The organism is Nitrosomonas sp. sh817 (assembly GCF_030908545.1).
Taxonomy (GTDB): Bacteria; Pseudomonadota; Gammaproteobacteria; order Burkholderiales; family Nitrosomonadaceae; genus Nitrosomonas.
On record NZ_CP133083.1, the window covers coordinates 121,231 to 137,322 of the forward strand.

The following is a 16,092-nucleotide window of genomic DNA, read 5'->3' on the forward strand; positions in this document are numbered from 1 at the left end:
GCATTATTAATTAGTTAATCACTATGTCAAACTATCGTTTCAAATCACATCGCGGCATCTGGATTGTTTTATTCTGGTTATTTTCGCTGCCGTCCTTTGCACAACTGAACATCGAGATTTTCGGCGGCGGGGCTTCGCGGATTCCGGTCGCGATTGTGCCTTTTGCCGATGAAAACGCGCTGCCGCAAAACCTTACGCCGGTGATTAGCGCCGATTTGCAACGCACCGGGTTGTTCCGGTTGATCGATCCGGCTGGATCGTCGCCCCATGCGCCGGTCGAAGTGGTTTATTCGGATTGGGCCGAACGCGGCGCCAATGCGCTGGTTATCGGACGGGTGACGCAGTTGTCTTCCGGGCAAGTGGAGATTCAGTTTCGCGTGATGGATGTCGCCAAGAAAGCGCAGTTGACGGGATTGGCGCTTACCGTTCCGGCTACGCAATTGCGCGCGGCGGCGCATCGTATCGCGGATGTCATTTATGAAGCGCTAACCGGTGATGTCGGAGTGTTCAGCACCCGCATCGCCTATGTATTGAAGCGCGGCGAAAGATATGCACTGCAGGTTGCCGATTCGGATGGTTATAACGCGCAATCGATTATCGAATATACCGAGCCCATCATTTCCCCGGCCTGGTCGCCGGACGGTAGTCAACTGGCGTACGTTTCCTTTGAGAACAAAAAGCCGGTCGTTTATGTACAAACACTGGCGACGCGCGAGCGCAGAGCGGTGGCCAGCTTTAAAGGTAGTAACAGCGCTCCGGCGTGGTCGCCGGACGGAAAACGACTGGCCGTGGTGCTGACCAATCAAGGCGGCTCGCAAATTTTTCTGGTGAACGTGGACGGCAGCGGGTTGCAGCGGTTGAGCAGAAGTTCGGGAATCGATACCGAGCCGAATTTCTCGCCGGATGGACGGTACATTTTATTCACATCCGATCGCGGCGGCAGTCCGCAAATTTACCGCATGGCGGTAACGGGATCGGAATCCAGTAATGCCGAGCGGATGACTTTTGAGGGCAGTTACAATGTCAGCCCAGACTATAGCCAGGATGGCAAGAGCTTTACGTTTATTCACCGGCATAATAACCAATTCAATGTGGCGGTACAGGAGATTGGTTCCCGTCAAGTGCAGATACTGACCAATTCCCGGTTTGATGAATCGCCCAGCTTCGCGCCGAACGGCAAGATGATTCTGTATGCGACCGAGATAAACGGGCATGGTATATTATCGGCGGTTTCCAGAGACGGGCAAACCAGGCAGCATCTCACTGTTCAAACGGGCGATATCCGCGAACCGGCTTGGGGTCCTCTACCGAAGTGGAAGTAGTATTTTATTAATCAACAGGAGAATTAAATGAAAAAAATATTGGGAATTACACTGATTGTGCTGTTAGCAGGCTGTGCCAGCCAAACAACACAGCCGGATGAAGAATTAAACGCGGACTCCGGGTATAGTGACGGGATGAGCGGTAGCGATTTGATGGGATCCGGATCCGGTAGACCCGGCTATTTCAGCCAGCTGAATGATCCCAATAGTATTTTGTATCAACGCAGTGTTTATTATGACTATGACAGCTATACCGTCAAAAGCGAATATCGCGAACTGGTGCTGTCGCACGCCAGATTCCTGCGCGACAATCCCGACGCCAGCGTCATCCTGCAAGGCAACACTGATGATCGCGGCAGCCGTGAATACAACCTGGCATTGGGTCAGCGCCGCGCCGATAGCGTAAGAAACATGATGACATTGGCGGGCGCCAGAGATTCTCAGATCGAAGCCGTCAGCCTCGGCGAAGAAAAACCGCGTGCTTTGGGTCATGGTGAATCAGCTTGGAGTCAGAACCGCCGCACCGATATTCTGTATCGGGGTGAATAATGCTGATACGCGCTTTCCTTCTTGTATTGCTGCTGAGCAGCCATGCTGCTTATGCATCGCTGTTCGGCGACAACGAAGCGCGCGAACAGATCAATGCGCTGCGCAAACAAGTCAGTGAAATGGAAGCGCGTATTGCCAAGATGGAGCAGGCACTCAACAGCCAAGCTTTACTTGAACTGTACGCGCAAGTTGAAACGCTCAATCAGGAACTGGGGAAACTCAACGGCCAGGTCGAAATGCTCAGTAATGACAATGCGTTGCTGCAAAAACGCCAGCGCGATTTTTATATCGATCTGGACAACCGGCTGCGCCAGATTGAGCAGCCGTCCGGGAAACCGCGCTCTTCGTTACCGGATCAGCCGGGAATGCATAACGAAAGCCATGCTGCGGTTGCACCTTCGATTCAGGAACCAGTAGCGGCACCCGCTGCAAGTGCCGCTACTGCTGAACCGGCGCACGAGGAAATCGAATCATCAGCGGCTGCCGGTTCGGCGAGTGTTCCGGCGAAAGCGCTAATGCCTGCGGGTCCTGCGGAGAATGGTGCTTATCAGGCTGCTTATGACCGCTTCAAAGGCGGTGACTATGTGGATGCCATCGCGCAATTCGAAAACTTTCTGCAGAGTTACCCGCAATCAAATTTGGCGCCAGCCGCTGCCTATTGGATCGGTAACGCCCACTACGCGTTGCGCGATTATCAGCTTGCGATTGCGGCGCAACAGAAACTGATTGCCCAGTATCCGGATAGCAACAAAGTGCCGGATGCCCTGCTGAATATTGCCACCAGTCAAAACCAAATGGGTGATAGCAAGGCAAGCCGGCAAACTCTGGAAAATATCCTGGCAAAATACCCTAATAGCGAAGCCGGAAAAAAAGCCAAACAACGCCTGGCCAACCTCAAGTAACTTTACCCCGCCGTAATCCGCCGTAGCAGTCAATTGCTGTAGCCGCCACAACGTAGTACAGTCCGCTTTTTTCTTTAGTCAATAGCACATACAGAATGCAAGCGTTAGAAACCGCAACCTTGCGCATCACCGAGATTTTCTTTTCGTTGCAAGGCGAAACCAGCCGGGTAGGGTTGCCGACGGTATTTGTCCGCCTCACCGGCTGCCCGCTGCGTTGCGGTTACTGCGATACCGCGTATGCTTTTAGCGGCGGTGAAACGATGACGGTCAGCGCGATCTTGCAACAAGTTGCGCGTTACAACACCCGCTACGTCACCGTGACCGGCGGCGAGCCTTTGGCGCAAAAAGCCTGTTTAACTTTACTGGCAACTCTTTGTGATGCGCACTATTCGGTATCGCTCGAAACCAGCGGCGCGCTGGATTTATCCCAAGTAGACGCGAGGGTATCGAAGATCATGGATATCAAAACACCCGGCTCGGGCGAAGTTTCCAAAAATAATTGGCGCAATCTCGACTGCTTGACGCAGCACGATGAAATCAAATTCGTGATTTGCGATGAAAGCGACTATCGCTGGGCTTGTGAAATCATTCAGAACAAGCAATTACCGCAAAAATGCCCGATCCTGTTTTCACCGGTTCACGGCAGTCTGAGTCCCGCAACACTGGCGGACTGGATTTTGCGCGATCAATTGCCGGTGCGGATGCAATTGCAATTGCACAAACTGCTATGGGGCGAGGGGCCGGGACGATGAAGAAAGCCGTAGTGTTGCTCTCCGGCGGACTGGATTCCGCAACAGTTCTGGCGATTGCGCGCGACCAAGGTTATCAATGTTATGCATTGAGCGTCGATTACGGGCAGCGGCACCGGTCGGAACTGGCGGCTGCGCAAAAGGTTGCGCAATCGCTCGGCGCTCACCGGCATCAAATCATCAAACTCGACTTGACCGCATTCGGCGGGTCGGCGCTGACCGATCAAGCAATTGAAATCCCAATAGCCGGAGAGAAAACAGAAATTCCAATAACTTACGTGCCTGCAAGGAATACGATCATGCTGTCGCTGTCGCTGGCGTGGGCGGAAACGCTGGAAAGCCAGGATATTTTTGCCGGGGTGAATGCGGTTGACTATTCCGGCTATCCCGACTGCCGTCCGGAATATATTCAAGCATTCGAACAGATGGCGAATCTGGCGACTAAAGCGGGGATTGAAGGCAAGAAGCTAACGATTCACACGCCGCTGATGCATTTATCCAAAAAAGACATCATTCAAACCGGGTTGGCTTTGGGTGTCGATTACAGTTTGACCGTGTCGTGCTATCAAGCGAATGAAGCGGGACGTGCGTGCGGTGTGTGCGATTCCTGCCGGATTCGTAAGGCGGGATTTGCCGCGATGGGAAAGATAGATCCTGTAAGCTATTTTGCTTAAGTTTTTGCATTCATGTGTGTTTCTTGTAAGGTTAAAGGAGAAAAAATGAATTTGAAGTATTTCTTCGGGACATTGCTGTTTTTATCGCTTATCTCATTTGCTATGCAATTAGGGGCAGCTATTCATTTGATTGCTGGGCTGGGTCGCCCCGCAGCGGGGTTTCCAGAAAGATATGTATATATAAGTTTGTATAATCATGAAATTAGCCCTTCTGGACATATCGCTTTTACGGGGGTTGCAGCATTTGATCAGGAAAGTAGTAGTGGAGTAAGTGATGAAACAAATGCGATCTGGACAGGATTGCCGGGACAATTGCGCTTGGTTATTAAGCAAAATGATTCAATTGCTGGTTTTCCTGCGCATGTACTTTTTGGAGATTTCTATCATCAGTCTTGGCTTAAATTAACTCATTCAGGATCAGTAGGCTTTTTGGCAAGCTTTAAGATAAGCGATACTGAATATGCAAAAGGTTTAGTTGAGCATGTTGATGGAAAAAATTATGGGGTAATGAAAACGGGTGATCCGGCTCCAGGACTTTCTGACGGAGAAACTATTGGAGACATAGTTGATTTTGCATTTTCGGATGCAGGGATGGTAATAGTTGCTAAAGTTGCGCCTACAGGTGATCATAAAATTTGGTTTAAGAATAATCTGGGTTTGCAGCCGATTCCTTCGCCGGTGGCAGGTTGTATTTATGACCGAGTGGAAATGAACCATGTGTCTATAAATCAATCGGGCGAATTTGTTTTCTTAGCTGAGCTATATGCGGAAGATGGGATTTGTCCGATTCGATTTGGTCTTTTTAAAGGGCGTGATGGCGTGATAAAAACCTTATTGGCAGAAAATGATCCTGTTCCCGGAATGCCGGGCATCCATTTTTCCGGTTTTGGAAACCCGACTATTAATGATCACGGTAGCGTGTTTTTTTCTGCAAGTATGTCGGATAATTCCCAGAGTAAAGATGGTGTTTGGGTCATGGATGACTTGCATCGGGTTAATCCACTCGTATTTGGTGGTGAAATATTAGCGGATAAACGAAGTGATGCTATTGTGGGATTATCTGATATGACAGGCTACGATTTCTCAAACAACAACTTAGCCATTGTACCTATCGCTAGTACAAGTGGCGGATCTGCATTATTGACTGGAAAACCCAGAGAAACTTTGCCTTTTACAAGTCTTGGCGATACAGAGATTTCCCAGCTTGGGGTTATTGCTTTCGAAAACGAACAACCGCCTGGTTTCGGATCCGATTGGATATTCAATGGAGTATTTTCAACTTTGGAAATCAATCAGAACGGACAATATTTCTTTTCTGGAATTGCGGAGACGGTATCGGGCGGAGGAGAAGTTCCTGCAATATGGCGCGGTGAACCGGACGGGCGGACTAGATTGGTGGCTCAAGAAGGAATGAAAGTAACTGTAAATGGGGAAGAGCAGACATTAGAACGAATTATCACTGGTGGATTTCCAACCGGGCTGAGTTCTAAACGTAATTGGCTAAGTGATAATGGCGATATCATTTTTTTAGGATCACTTCACCGCCGCCGCAGTGATGATATTTTCCTGATTACCGACGATAGCAAAGAGCAAAAAATATTCAATTTGGCCGAGCAATTATTTCCACAATATTTTTCGCCTCCCAACGTGGACGATCAATTGCTAGAAGGATTCGTCTATCGTCATTATCCAGACACTAAAACTTATATCGGTATCAAGAATGGGGAAGTATTTGTGTTAGGGGATGTGTTTGGTCCCGGTCCGCAGCGCATCGATACTATTGAAAATACGCTTCGATTTCTGGAGGGAAAAGCAACTGGTTTGTAAGTAATCTTCCATGATCCGCTGAGAAAGTTAATAAAAAATCCATTATCTTTCTCAGCGGAAAAATTTTGTGTATAAATCAATACAGTAATAAGTGCGCGGCATTTTAAGATTGGTGGATTCAAAATTGAAGTGCAACTTTTGTAAGGAAGTTTAGGAAGCAAGCTGCGGTAGTATCGGAGCTTCTTAAACGACCAAGTAGAAGGAGCACAGATGAAGCACTACAAGCAGCTCACCAGCGAGCAACGATACCAGATTTCCGGCTTGAAGAAGGCGGGTTTGAACCAATCGCGAATAGCGGATGCAGTGGGCGTGAGCAAGTCGACGATTTCGCGGGAATTCAGGCGGAACAAGGGTCGGCGTGACTGGTATCCCAAGCAGGCGCAGGAATTACGGAACGAGTGCCGAAAACAATGCGCCAACGCCCAGCGTTTATCAATGTCGGACTGGACGGAAGTTGAGCGATTGGTTCGGCTGGACATGAGTCCGGAGCAAGTGTCCCGTCGACTTGCTTTGGAAAGTGTGTTGCAGATCAGTCACGAGACGATCTACTTGCACATATATGCAGACAAGCGTCGAGGTGGCGACCTGTGGCGGCATTTGCGTTGCCAGAAGCCCCGCAGGAAGCGTTATGCGAGCGGTCAAGAGCGCCGGGGCACGATCAAGAACCGGATCGGCATTGATGAGCGTCCGGGGATCGTGGATCAGAAGAACCGCATAGGCGACTGGGAGGGCGACACCGTAATCGGCAAGAACCATCAAGGCGCATTGGTTACGCTGGCCGAGAGGAAGTCGCGCTACATTCTGGCAGCCCAAGTGCCCGGCAAACATGCATCGGGCGTAACGGCGGCGGTAACGCGATTGCTGCGCCCCCATAAACGCAAGTGCCACACCATGACATTCGACAACGGGAAAGAATTTGCGGAGCATGAAACCATTGCTGCGAAACTCAATGTGGATATCTACTTCGCTCATCCTTATCATTCATGGGAGCGCGGCTTGAACGAGAACAGCAATGGGCTGCTGCGGCAGTATTTCCCCAAGGGAATGGAATTGATTAAGGTGACCCAGGAACAAGTACAATGGGCGGTGGATAGACTCAACCATCGACCGCGCAAGGTGCTTGGATTCAGAACCCCGTTTGAGGTGTTCTTCGGAAAGACGGTGCGCTATACCAAGCCACCGTTAGGTGTTGCACTTCGAAGTTGAATCCGCGATTTATTATTTTTGAGCGTTGTTCTTACTATTTTGCTGGCGCATCTTGTTTTCGAGTTTTTCCATTTGCTCGGGCGTCAACACCGCTTGCAGGCTGATGCGGGTTTGTTCCTGGATTCGCTGAAGTTTGTTCTTTTCTTCATTAAACACTGCTTCCACCTTTTTCCGCTCGGCGTTTAAAATGGTCTCGACCTGATTGCGCTGTGCTTCGCTGAGTCCAAGTTCTTTCGCCATGCGGTTAACGGCTTCGCGGCTGTCGGCAGGCTGGTTTTTTTGGGCGTGCGCAACAGTCATGGTGCAAGATAAAACTAAAGCCATTGCTGCCGGAATTAATTGTCGTTGCATCTTATCTCCTGATTGATGGAAAGCATTTTGAAGATTCTAACCGGCTGCGAGGCGGTTGTAGCATCGCCAGGCAACCGGATACGCAGTGGGATGGCTCCGGGAGGGCTAGAACAATCCGGAAATCGAGCGCGCCAAGCCGTTGGTCAGTTCAGGTGCCGCCTCCTCGTACTGCAAATTAGCTTTGTTGGCAGTGCTGACGACACGGGTTCGGTATTTATTCATTTCGCTGACTTTGGTCGACGATTGCCGTCTGGCGCCGCCGATACCTTGCTTCGCGTCTTGCTGCCGGTCTTCACGCACAATTACGCCATCCTCGACCCGCTCAGCAATTTCAACATCGGTAATGGCCATGAATGTCACATCCTTCACTGCAGCATCGGCGAGTGTACTGGCCAAACCGAATGCCGCAGCACCGGCCAATCCGCCGATTCCGGCGCCACTCCAGCCATCGATCGCAGCACCGGTCGCGGTGCCCACCGCGGCACCCAGCGCGGCACTGCCCATGCCGCCATAACCAGCTCGCAATGCAGCTTCAGCAGCGGTCGGACTGGCTTTGTCGACGCTCAGCACATTGACTTGTAACCAATAATGCGCCTCTTTCGGATTGTTGAGAATGCGGTAACCGCGCGCTTCCAGCGCTCTGGCAACGGTCGCGGTGATATCGAAGTTGGTTTTATCGGAGGTGTTGCGAACGTTGATATAAATCGTTCGCTGATCCGGCTCAACGGGATCCAGGAAAATGGTATCGCTCATTTTGGTTTGCACGTCCAAATCTTTTTTGGCAATCGACGTATGAACCGCCGCGCAGCCACTCAAGATCAAGGAAACAATCAAAGTTCCTGTAAGTGCCCAAACACTCTTGTTGCTGACGTACCGCATTTCACCTCCCGAATGGATAAATGTTGAAAATAAAAACCGCCGCATTTCATCGGCTGCTGTTGCTGCAAATTAAGCGTGTAACTCAATTACTTGGTTCGTTACCAGCCGTAATAGTACGGTACATAGCTGGAGACGCCGTATAGACCGCCGTAATAGGGCCGCGCGTAGCCGCCGAAGTAACTGCCGTAACCGAAATTACCGTAACCACCAAGACCGCCGCAACCCAAGCCGACGCATCCCGGCGTGAACCGTTGCGTTCTTGCCGATGGCATGCCGCGTTGCGTGGCTTCCTTGAGTGCTGAGTTCAAAGCCGCATCGGTCGGCACGCTGAAGCGTTTGTTGACGGTTTCGGCGTTGAACTGCCGCTGTATCTCGCTGGCATCTTGTTCTGCTACTGCAATATTGACCATCAAAATTGCAAATGCAGCAAAGAAAATGGTTGGAACGGTGCGCATGGTATACCTCCGTATCATGAACGTTGAAAGCTATTATCAACTATCAGGTAAATGGTTGTAAATTTTCCGGTTGCGAAATAGCTGAGTTTCCCGGTTATCGTGCTGTTCTGACAACACCAACAGCCCGCCAACCTTGTTCCTCAGACTGTTACACGAATTAATTGTTCATGATGACGCCTCGACATTTTGCGCCGGTAAGTATTGCATCGATTCCAATCGATCTGAAGATGTCTGCGTGAAAAACGCTATTGTTTGTTTATGCTGCTACGTTCGATGCGCACGCCGAGCCGTTTGACGCCACGGAGGATGCCAAGCTTGGCGACGCTGACTTTGACCCACGGCGAATGAAACTCGGTCAAAATGGTGTGTGCGATGTGTTCGGCCAGCGCTTCCAATAAGGAAAAATGCTGGTTCGTCAGAATCTCGTTGATGCGGCCGACGATCAATGCATAATCAAGTGCGTCGTCGATGTTGTCGGTCTGGCAGGCGCGGCTGGTCGGTAAAGCGATTTCCAGGTCGATGCGGATGGTTTGCGGCACGATGCGCTCCCACGGGTACACGCCGATCAGCGTTTTGGCTTTGAAGTCGTGCAGAAAAATAATATCCATCAGTGATTCGGCGGTAAAATGGGCAGTCTTGCGTGAGTGATACGCGATTCTAATCTATTTTCTCCAGGCGGGTTTGACGATATGACATTGCTGCTGTTTGCTGGGTTGGCTTATTTGCTCGGTTCCGTACCGTTTGCGATGATTTCAAGCTGGGTGTTTCAACTGCCCGATCCGCGCACGTATGGTTCGAAAAATCCCGGTGCGACCAACGTATTGCGCAGCGGCAAAAAAGCCGCGGCGGTGCTGACGTTGCTTGGCGATGCCGGGAAAGGCTGGCTGGCGGTGTTTCTGGCGCAATCTTACGCGCCGCAGTGGGGGTTGGGCGAGGAAGCGGTTGCCATAGCAGCGCTGGCGGTGTTTCTCGGTCATGTGTTCTCGGTATTTTTACGCTTTCAAGGCGGCAAAGGCGTTGCGACCGCGGTCGGCGTGCTGCTTGGGTTGAATCTGTGGCTCGGGCTGTTGGCGATGGTAACTTGGCTGCTGGTGGCATTCGTCTGGCGCATTTCGTCGCTGTCGGCGCTGGTTGCGGCAGCGCTCACGCCGTTGTACAGCATCGGCTTGCTCGGTTTTGAAGTCAACACCCTGGCGGTTTCGGCGATGTCGTTGCTGCTGATCTGGCGCCATCAATCGAACATCGTCAATCTGCTGACGGGCAAGGAAGGGCGCATCGGCGAGAAAAAATCCCCGGAATAATCTCAATCAGGTTTCGGTGTTTCGAGCATCTCCAAATTCCAGCGCGCACGTACATTGAAGCCTCGCGCCGGTTGCCGAGCGGATTCCGGCATTGCTTGCAGCCGCATGGCGCCGGCGAAGGCGATCATGGCGCCGTTGTCGGTGCAGAATTCCAGCTCCGGATAAAATACCGTGGTGCCTTGGGCTGAGGCTTTCCGGCTCAGATTCCGGCGCAATTGTTCGTTCGCACCGACGCCGCCTGCCACCACTAATTGTTTCAGTCCGCTTTGCGTCAACGCTGCCAGCGATTTTCCGGTTAACACTTCCACCACCGCGTCTTGGAACGCCAGCGCGATGTCGGCGCGGATTTGATCGTCGATTGCCTGCTTGTTGAGCAAGGTCAGCACCGCGGTTTTCAGTCCGCTGAAACTGAAATTCAGATCACCGCTGTTGATCATCGGTCGCGGCAGTTTGAATTGCCCCGGGCGGCCTTGCCGGGCGAGCTGCGATAACGCCGCGCCACCAGGGTAACCGAGTCCCAATAATTTGGCGGTTTTGTCGAAGGCTTCACCGGCGGCATCGTCTACCGTTTCACCGAGCAATCGATAGTGGCCGACAGCATCGACTTGCATCAATTGCGTATGGCCGCCGGACACCAGCAGCGCGATGAATGGAAAAACCGGCGCCGGAGTCGACAGCAGCGGCGACAGCAAATGACCTTCCAAATGATGGATGCCGAGCGCCGGAATGTTTAATGCAAAACTCATTGCGGCGCTGATGCTGGCGCCGACCAGCAATGCGCCGGCCAGCCCCGGGCCTTGCGTATAGGCGATGGCGTCGACCTGGCGCAATTCGCAATTGGCGGCAGCCAGCGCTTGCGTGATCAGCGGCAGCACGCGGCGGATATGGTCGCGCGACGCCAGCTCCGGCACTACGCCGCCGTATTCTCGGTGCATCGCCACTTGCGAATAGAGCGTATGGCTGAGCAGTCCGCGTTCAGTGTCGTACAGCGCGATACCGGTTTCATCGCAGGAAGTTTCGATGCCTAGTACTAGCATGGCAATGGTGAAAAGCTATGAAAACGCGAATCGATTACCTGCGCAAGCGATTGGCCGCGTTGGGTGGTGCTTAGAAGCTCGCCTATCATTTTGCTCAGCGAATTAATCCGCACTTCCCTATAGTATTTTTGAACCGTCATGCCGGTATTTTACCACCGGCGTGAACGGTTAAGGGGTAGCGAAGCATCCATAAGGCTGTATCGAACAAACGAGCTGTGCTAAAGTGCGCTTTTTGTAATTTCTGTGCAGGAGATCATCATGGATTACAGTTACGAATCGGATCACACCAAATTCATGCGGGAATTTTTGGAAAAAAATCCGCATGTTCAAGAAAAACGCATAGAAGCGCGCAGCCGCTGGTGGGATCGAGAGCAGAATCGAGAAGAAAAAAAGCGCTTCGAAGAATCGGCCGAGCCGATGAAACCGTATGTATATTTTGGCGGTTGGGGAAACACTGATTAATCTTTTACGCGGGCAATTAATCAGCTATTGACCATGAAGTTTTTAATCATCTTATCGGTTGCAGGATTGCTGACGGCATGCGCTCATTTTCCGGGTACGCAGCAAAATGCACAGCGCTTCGAAGAAAATTTCACCGGTGACCATGCAGGATTGGCGGAATGCGTGGTTATCAAATTGCAATCGGACGGCCGGTCGTTCTTGCGGCCGCTGCAATTCAGAAACCGGCAATTTCCGGATATTCACGCGTCGGAAATTCATGCTTACGATACGCGTTATTTACGCGGTGCTATTGCCACGTACGCACCTTCCAATCCCGATGCCGTTCTGATTTATGGCAACCCGGCTGCGGAAGTGCAAACAGCCGATCAACGCAGCAAGAACGATCAAACGGCATACGCGTTTGCGTTGCTGTTGCAGCAAACCGATAACCGCACCGTGCAAGCATCTCTCAGAGGCGATGCGTTTTTCGGGCAAATCGCTTGGAAAATGTTGCAGTCGTGTGCGGCTTCTACTGCCAAACCTTAGGGAAGCGCTGATTAATTGACTGCACGAGCGAATTGCTTCGTTGCGCGGTACTCACTCCCTCGCCTATCAGATTGATAGGTCTCGGTTGTTGCGTTCCGTGCGCCTCGCCCTTCATCACGTTCGTTGAATTAATCAGCGCTTCCTTAGTTACTGTCACCGGATTTTGCCAGCAACATATCCAATGCGCGCGTGCTAAGAATACGTTTAAGAAAACCGAACAGATAAGTCGGGACCGTGACGTAGTAGCGCGGCTTTGGATTTTCGGCTTCGAGTGCATGAATAACACGTTTCAGCACCGCTTCGGGCGGTAAGGTGAACGGCACGGCGGGTCCGGGTTTGTTCAACCGGGCCAATACGCCTTGGTATTTTTCGCGGTGGAAGCTATTCTCGATGTCGATATACTTTGCCAGCGCTTCAACCGCATTGGCGCGGAATTTGCTGGCAATCGGACCGGGTTCGATCAAGCTGACATGCACATTGCTGCCGCGCAATTCAAGCCGTAGCGTGTCGCTCAGCCCTTCGATAGCGTATTTGGAAGCGTTGTACGCACCACGGAACGGTAATGCGACAAAACCCAGCACTGAGCTGTTCTGGATGATTCGCCCGTAACCTTGTTTGCGCATTACGGGGATCGCTAGATTGGTTAATTCCTGCCAGCCGAAAACATTGGTTTCAAATTGTGCGCGCAACGCGTCGCGATGCAAATCTTCAACTGCGCCGGGCAAGCCGAATGCGCCATTATTGAACAGCGCGTAGAGTTCCCCGCCGGTGCGCCGCAGCGTTTCTTCAAATGCAAAATGGATCGAATTGGAGTCGTTTAAGTCCAGCCGGAAGCTTTCGAAGCCTTCGGCAAGCAACGATTCGACACTATCGCGCTTTCTTGCAGTGGCAAATACCCGATAGCCTCGTTCACGCAGCCCTTTTGCGGCGCAATAGCCGATGCCGCTGGAGCAGCCAGTAATCAATATGGTTTTTGTCATTTATGTAATCAGTTAACGGTATAATTTTTAATGAGAAGATTGCTGGCTGTTTGAGATCGATCCTGCTGCAAAGCCAGCATCCGCCGCTATTGCGGCTTTGCTTTTTTAGAAAATAACACAACCGAAGAGGGTTCATGGCAAAAATTTTATTCCGCTTAAACAGTGTTCCTGACGACGAAGCAAACGATGTACGTGAGTTGCTGATCAAAAACGCGATTGATTTTTATGAAACATCGGCGGGCAATTGGGGGGTGTCGATAGCGGCGATCTGGTTGGAAGATGAAAACCAGTTCGACAGGGCTCGGGCATTGATCGATGTTTATCAGCATGAACGTACCTTACGGAAGCGGGCGGAGTATGAGCGATTGAAGCGTGAAGGTAAGCATCAAACATTTCTGGGCGCGGTGAGCGAGAAACCGGTTAGTTTTATGGTTCACTTGGCGCTGGCGGTGATGGTTCTGTATTTATCGGCGAAATTAGTGCTGGATCTGGCAGCATAGACAACTTTTATCAAGTCAACAATTTTTACTGTTTTATGCGGTATGATATCTGTCGAAAATCTGTTTTACCTCGCAACCTTTAATACTATTCAGGAGAAAAAACATGAAAAATGCAATTAAGACAATGATTTCGGTATTAGCTTTTACTCCATTGCTGGTTCAGGCGGGAGGAGATCCCGAGCACGTTAAATTTCCGAAAGATTACGACAAAACGTTTACTCTGTATGCCACGATGAACCGTGCAAACCAGACGCAACTGGCTAAGCTTTATGCCAATGAAGCGACTATATCCGGCTATCAACAAGGCAAGCATGGCGGATCGGGCGCTGTTGTGGTGATGGAGATTTATACCCCGAAAAAAGACGCGGAAGGCAAGCCGATTCCCGGTAGCGATGGTCTGTTTGAAATAGATTCATTGGCAGCCGTTGCTGTGATGGAAAACAGGAACGACTGGGATGCTTCTTTCCCGAAAGAAAACCGTACGGGTGATTGGGGTTTTGCGCTCTACAATCCGGATGGCAGCGTGAAAAGCAACGAACTGAATTGCGTTCAATGTCATACACCTTTGCAAGCGCAGGATTTCTTATTTACTTACCAGAAATTAGTTGATTTTGTGAAGAAATAATCAACTGCTGAACGAATTTGGCGGGTAGCTCCGGTTATCCGCCGATCATGCAACGAATAGCGTCATTACAGCATGGACTCTGATCCTGAAAATCGGGTGGCGGTGACTGCTGTTATCAACCTGGATAAATTGGATGCGTTACGCCAGCTGGATCCGGCGGGTAGCGCCGGGATACTAAAAAAATTAATCGGTATTTTTTTAGTATCTGCGCCCGAGTTTGTCATTAAAATCGAAGCAGCCATTCAAGCAGGAGATCACGCTGGGCTTGTCCGTACGGCGCACTCATTGCGATCAAGCGCAGCCAATGTGGGTGCTGAAAAACTTTTCGAAATTTGCCGGTTGCTGGAAGAATCCGATAGTCATGCGCAAAACAATGACATGGTGAGTTTGTTATCGAGATTGCAGTATGAATTCCGGTTAGTGATGAAAGCATTGCAACAATTACAGCAGAATTTATGAGAAAGTGATTGAGCTTGTTGTTGAAATGGCAAAAAGAATTTGAAGCCTTATGAAATCATGCGAGAAGTTGTCATATTAAGTGGCGTGCGAACGGCAATCGGCGATTACGGCGGTTCGCTGAAAGATATCGCTCCCGTTGACTTGGCGGCTCAAGTAGTCGGTGAAGTAATCCGTCGTGCCCAGGTGGATGTAACGGAAGTCGGGCATCTGGTGTTCGGTCATGTTATTCATACGGAAGCGCGCGATATGTATCTGGCTCGTGTGGCTGCTATTCAAGGCGGGTTGCCGCAGCATGTTCCGGCGCTGAACGTGAACCGGCTATGCGGTAGCGGGTTGCAGGCGATTATCTCTGCGACGCAAACCATCCTGCTGCAGGATACCGATGTGGCGGTGGCTGGCGGCGCTGAATCCATGAGCCGCGGCGGTTATTTGTTGCCGGCATTGCGCTGGGGGCAACGCATGAATGATGGTGGTACTGTCGATATGATGGTAGGTGCGCTGACGGATCCTTTCGATCGTGTGCACATGGGTATTACCGCTGAGAATATCGCATCGAAATGGCAAATCGGACGGCAGGAGCAGGATACCTATGCCGTTGAAAGCCATCGCCGCGCGGTGCGGGCGATCAAGAATGGTTATTTTAAGGCGCAAATTTTGCCAATCGAAATTTCAAATCGCAAAGGAACAATCGTCTTTGATACGGATGAGCATCCTCGAGAAGGCGCGAATATTGATGATCTCGCTAAATTAAGACCCGCTTTCCAACGGGAGGGGACGGTCACCGCAGGGAATGCCTCAGGTATTAACGATTGTGCTGCTGCTTTGGTATTGATGGAAAAGGGCGCGGCATTGAAGCGGAAATTAAAACCGATGGCGCGGTTGATTGCCTATGGTCATGCCGGTGTGGATCCGAAGTTCATGGGCATGGGGCCGGTGCCCGCTGTGCAGAATGCGCTGCGGCGAGCGAGGCTTAAAATTTCAGATATGGATGTTATTGAATCCAACGAAGCTTTTGCGGTTCAAGCATGTGCAGTAGCAAAAGAATTGCATTTTAATCCTGAAAAAACAAACCCTAACGGCGGTGCCGTGGCATTAGGCCATCCCATAGGCGCGACAGGTTCGATTCTTGCGATCAAAGCGATTTATGAGCTGCACCGTATTGATGGACGTTATGCGCTGGTAACCATGTGTATTGGCGGCGGCCAGGGGATTGCAGCCATATTTGAAAAACTCGAAATTTAATTTGCGGCGCGGTACAAAAGGTTTCTAAAGGAATTCTACGTTGACTG

General features: G+C 50.9%; 20 protein-coding genes. 14 read left to right on the plus strand and 6 right to left on the minus strand.

Features of this window, described 5'->3' with window-relative positions:
• Positions 1–23 precede the first annotated feature (23 nt).
• The 7 genes from tolB to RBH92_RS00645 all read left to right on the plus strand — a co-directional run bounded on the left by tolB (position 24) and on the right by RBH92_RS00645 (position 7,229).
• Positions 24–1,322: a Tol-Pal system beta propeller repeat protein TolB gene (tolB, locus tag RBH92_RS00615; protein WP_307932817.1), complete on the plus strand. Its 1,299-nt coding sequence runs from the start codon at positions 24–26 to the stop codon at positions 1,320–1,322.
• A 27-nt stretch (positions 1,323–1,349) separates the two neighbouring features.
• Positions 1,350–1,871 (plus strand): peptidoglycan-associated lipoprotein Pal, encoded by a 522-nt coding sequence (gene pal, locus RBH92_RS00620; protein ID WP_307932818.1) that lies wholly within the window; start codon positions 1,350–1,352, stop codon positions 1,869–1,871.
• On the plus strand, positions 1,871–2,773 hold the full coding sequence (gene ybgF / locus RBH92_RS00625) for a tol-pal system protein YbgF (RefSeq protein WP_307932819.1): 903 nt from the start codon (positions 1,871–1,873) through the stop codon (positions 2,771–2,773). Before pal ends, ybgF begins: the two co-directional genes overlap by 1 nt.
• 95 nt (positions 2,774–2,868) lie before the next feature.
• Positions 2,869–3,525, plus strand: coding sequence for a 7-carboxy-7-deazaguanine synthase QueE (queE, locus tag RBH92_RS00630; RefSeq protein ID WP_307932820.1), 657 nt, complete (start codon positions 2,869–2,871; stop codon positions 3,523–3,525).
• The gene (gene queC / locus RBH92_RS00635; RefSeq protein ID WP_307932821.1) at positions 3,522–4,196 is read left to right on the plus strand and encodes a 7-cyano-7-deazaguanine synthase QueC; all 675 of its coding nucleotides are present in this window, start codon (positions 3,522–3,524) and stop codon (positions 4,194–4,196) included. The genes queE and queC overlap by 4 nt, the downstream gene beginning before the upstream one ends.
• Positions 4,197–4,241: 45 nt before the next feature.
• Positions 4,242–6,023 (plus strand): DUF7453 family protein, encoded by a 1,782-nt coding sequence (locus tag RBH92_RS00640; RefSeq protein WP_307932822.1) that lies wholly within the window; start codon positions 4,242–4,244, stop codon positions 6,021–6,023.
• A 210-nt stretch (positions 6,024–6,233) separates the two neighbouring features.
• Positions 6,234–7,229 (plus strand): IS30 family transposase, encoded by a 996-nt coding sequence (locus RBH92_RS00645; RefSeq protein WP_307932823.1) that lies wholly within the window; start codon positions 6,234–6,236, stop codon positions 7,227–7,229.
• A 12-nt stretch (positions 7,230–7,241) separates the two neighbouring features.
• Here RBH92_RS00645 and RBH92_RS00650 read toward each other — a convergent pair whose 3' ends face one another.
• The 4 genes from RBH92_RS00650 to RBH92_RS00665 form a co-directional block, all read right to left on the minus strand.
• Positions 7,242–7,580 (minus strand): hypothetical protein, encoded by a 339-nt coding sequence (locus tag RBH92_RS00650; RefSeq protein ID WP_307932824.1) that lies wholly within the window; start codon positions 7,578–7,580, stop codon positions 7,242–7,244.
• 105 nt (positions 7,581–7,685) lie between these two features.
• Positions 7,686–8,459 (minus strand): complement resistance protein TraT, encoded by a 774-nt coding sequence (locus tag RBH92_RS00655; RefSeq protein ID WP_307932825.1) that lies wholly within the window; start codon positions 8,457–8,459, stop codon positions 7,686–7,688.
• 98 nt (positions 8,460–8,557) lie between these two features.
• Positions 8,558–8,914 (minus strand): hypothetical protein, encoded by a 357-nt coding sequence (locus RBH92_RS00660; protein WP_307932826.1) that lies wholly within the window; start codon positions 8,912–8,914, stop codon positions 8,558–8,560.
• 245 nt (positions 8,915–9,159) lie between these two features.
• Positions 9,160–9,522, minus strand: a complete 363-nt coding sequence (locus tag RBH92_RS00665; protein ID WP_307932827.1) for a dihydroneopterin aldolase — start codon at positions 9,520–9,522, stop codon at positions 9,160–9,162.
• Between the two features lie 81 nt (positions 9,523–9,603).
• Here RBH92_RS00665 and plsY point away from each other — a divergent pair, with 81 nt between their 5' ends.
• Positions 9,604–10,215: a glycerol-3-phosphate 1-O-acyltransferase PlsY gene (plsY, locus tag RBH92_RS00670; protein WP_307933984.1), complete on the plus strand. Its 612-nt coding sequence runs from the start codon at positions 9,604–9,606 to the stop codon at positions 10,213–10,215.
• A 2-nt stretch (positions 10,216–10,217) separates the two neighbouring features.
• Here plsY and tsaD read toward each other — a convergent pair whose 3' ends face one another.
• Entirely contained in the window at positions 10,218–11,252 is a 1,035-nt protein-coding gene (tsaD, locus tag RBH92_RS00675) for a tRNA (adenosine(37)-N6)-threonylcarbamoyltransferase complex transferase subunit TsaD (RefSeq protein ID WP_307932828.1), read from the minus strand.
• Positions 11,253–11,510: 258 nt separating this feature from the next.
• On the opposite strand from tsaD, the gene RBH92_RS00680 reads away from it, so the two are divergent.
• Both RBH92_RS00680 and RBH92_RS00685 read left to right on the plus strand, forming a co-directional pair.
• Complete coding sequence (locus RBH92_RS00680) at positions 11,511–11,714, plus strand: DUF3460 family protein (RefSeq protein ID WP_307932829.1); 204 nt, start codon at positions 11,511–11,513, stop codon at positions 11,712–11,714.
• 33 nt (positions 11,715–11,747) lie between these two features.
• Positions 11,748–12,239, plus strand: coding sequence for a hypothetical protein (locus RBH92_RS00685; protein WP_307932830.1), 492 nt, complete (start codon positions 11,748–11,750; stop codon positions 12,237–12,239).
• 143 nt (positions 12,240–12,382) lie between these two features.
• On the opposite strand, the gene RBH92_RS00690 is transcribed toward RBH92_RS00685, so the two are convergent.
• Positions 12,383–13,219: an SDR family oxidoreductase gene (locus RBH92_RS00690; RefSeq protein WP_307932831.1), complete on the minus strand. Its 837-nt coding sequence runs from the start codon at positions 13,217–13,219 to the stop codon at positions 12,383–12,385.
• A 134-nt stretch (positions 13,220–13,353) separates the two neighbouring features.
• Here RBH92_RS00690 and RBH92_RS00695 point away from each other — a divergent pair, with 134 nt between their 5' ends.
• The 4 genes from RBH92_RS00695 to RBH92_RS00710 all read left to right on the plus strand — a co-directional run bounded on the left by RBH92_RS00695 (position 13,354) and on the right by RBH92_RS00710 (position 16,045).
• Positions 13,354–13,719, plus strand: a complete 366-nt coding sequence (locus tag RBH92_RS00695) for a DUF6164 family protein (protein WP_307932832.1) — start codon at positions 13,354–13,356, stop codon at positions 13,717–13,719.
• 103 nt (positions 13,720–13,822) lie between these two features.
• The gene (locus RBH92_RS00700) at positions 13,823–14,344 is read left to right on the plus strand and encodes a cytochrome P460 family protein (protein ID WP_307932833.1); all 522 of its coding nucleotides are present in this window, start codon (positions 13,823–13,825) and stop codon (positions 14,342–14,344) included.
• Positions 14,345–14,416: 72 nt separating this feature from the next.
• Positions 14,417–14,803, plus strand: a complete 387-nt coding sequence (locus tag RBH92_RS00705) for an Hpt domain-containing protein (protein WP_307932834.1) — start codon at positions 14,417–14,419, stop codon at positions 14,801–14,803.
• A gap of 57 nt (positions 14,804–14,860) precedes the next feature.
• Positions 14,861–16,045: an acetyl-CoA C-acyltransferase family protein gene (locus tag RBH92_RS00710; protein ID WP_307932835.1), complete on the plus strand. Its 1,185-nt coding sequence runs from the start codon at positions 14,861–14,863 to the stop codon at positions 16,043–16,045.
• The last annotated feature ends 47 nt before the right edge of the window (positions 16,046–16,092 follow it).

Coding starts and splice junctions, on each gene's coding strand:
- tolB (WP_307932817.1), top strand. CDS start 24: ATGTCAAACTATCGTTTCAAATCACATCGCGGCATCTGGATTGTTTTA.
- pal (WP_307932818.1), top strand. CDS start 1,350: ATGAAAAAAATATTGGGAATTACACTGATTGTGCTGTTAGCAGGCTGT.
- ybgF (WP_307932819.1), top strand. CDS start 1,871: ATGCTGATACGCGCTTTCCTTCTTGTATTGCTGCTGAGCAGCCATGCT.
- queE (WP_307932820.1), top strand. CDS start 2,869: ATGCAAGCGTTAGAAACCGCAACCTTGCGCATCACCGAGATTTTCTTT.
- queC (WP_307932821.1), top strand. CDS start 3,522: ATGAAGAAAGCCGTAGTGTTGCTCTCCGGCGGACTGGATTCCGCAACA.
- RBH92_RS00640 (WP_307932822.1), top strand. CDS start 4,242: ATGAATTTGAAGTATTTCTTCGGGACATTGCTGTTTTTATCGCTTATC.
- RBH92_RS00645 (WP_307932823.1), top strand. CDS start 6,234: ATGAAGCACTACAAGCAGCTCACCAGCGAGCAACGATACCAGATTTCC.
- RBH92_RS00650 (WP_307932824.1), bottom strand. CDS start 7,580: ATGCAACGACAATTAATTCCGGCAGCAATGGCTTTAGTTTTATCTTGC.
- RBH92_RS00655 (WP_307932825.1), bottom strand. CDS start 8,459: ATGCGGTACGTCAGCAACAAGAGTGTTTGGGCACTTACAGGAACTTTG.
- RBH92_RS00660 (WP_307932826.1), bottom strand. CDS start 8,914: ATGCGCACCGTTCCAACCATTTTCTTTGCTGCATTTGCAATTTTGATG.
- RBH92_RS00665 (WP_307932827.1), bottom strand. CDS start 9,522: ATGGATATTATTTTTCTGCACGACTTCAAAGCCAAAACGCTGATCGGC.
- plsY (WP_307933984.1), top strand. CDS start 9,604: ATGACATTGCTGCTGTTTGCTGGGTTGGCTTATTTGCTCGGTTCCGTA.
- tsaD (WP_307932828.1), bottom strand. CDS start 11,252: ATGCTAGTACTAGGCATCGAAACTTCCTGCGATGAAACCGGTATCGCG.
- RBH92_RS00680 (WP_307932829.1), top strand. CDS start 11,511: ATGGATTACAGTTACGAATCGGATCACACCAAATTCATGCGGGAATTT.
- RBH92_RS00685 (WP_307932830.1), top strand. CDS start 11,748: ATGAAGTTTTTAATCATCTTATCGGTTGCAGGATTGCTGACGGCATGC.
- RBH92_RS00690 (WP_307932831.1), bottom strand. CDS start 13,219: ATGACAAAAACCATATTGATTACTGGCTGCTCCAGCGGCATCGGCTAT.
- RBH92_RS00695 (WP_307932832.1), top strand. CDS start 13,354: ATGGCAAAAATTTTATTCCGCTTAAACAGTGTTCCTGACGACGAAGCA.
- RBH92_RS00700 (WP_307932833.1), top strand. CDS start 13,823: ATGAAAAATGCAATTAAGACAATGATTTCGGTATTAGCTTTTACTCCA.
- RBH92_RS00705 (WP_307932834.1), top strand. CDS start 14,417: ATGGACTCTGATCCTGAAAATCGGGTGGCGGTGACTGCTGTTATCAAC.
- RBH92_RS00710 (WP_307932835.1), top strand. CDS start 14,861: ATGCGAGAAGTTGTCATATTAAGTGGCGTGCGAACGGCAATCGGCGAT.